The following is a 391-nucleotide window of genomic DNA, read 5'->3' as shown; positions in this document are numbered from 1 at the left end:
ATGTGAAAAGAGCAATTACATAGCGAAGCCATACTAATTCAAGTGGTGGTACATGCTGATCCGCTTTTTCGACGAGAAGGTAGATGAGTTTTTTGCCAAAGGACTGATCCATGGAACGACTCACCTGTGTGTGGGACAGGAAGCGTCCGCAGCAGGTGCCATTGCGGTTTTAGAAGACCGGGACAAGATCACTAGCACGCACCGTGGACATGGTCATTGCATCGCCAAGGGTGCAGAAGCCAATCGAATGATGGCAGAGCTATTCGGCCGAGAAACGGGATATTGCCGTGGTAAAGGCGGATCGCTGCACATAGCGGATGTGGATAAAGGCAATTTGGGAGCAAACGGCATTGTTGGCGGGGGGATTCCGATCGCTGTCGGATCAGCTCTT

General features: G+C 51.4%; 1 pseudogene. It reads left to right on the top strand.

Features of this window, described 5'->3' with window-relative positions:
• Positions 1-58 precede the first annotated feature (58 nt).
• Positions 59-391: pseudogene (locus SB773_RS30275) on the top strand (thiamine pyrophosphate-dependent enzyme); the annotation flags it as partial.

Source organism: Bacillus sp. SIMBA_074, from assembly GCF_046534555.1.
Classification (GTDB): Bacteria; Bacillota; Bacilli; order Bacillales; family Bacillaceae_G; genus Bacillus_A; species Bacillus_A mycoides.
The sequence above is the reverse complement of the archived record's forward strand: the minus strand, read 5'-3'. Positions and strand labels throughout refer to the sequence as shown.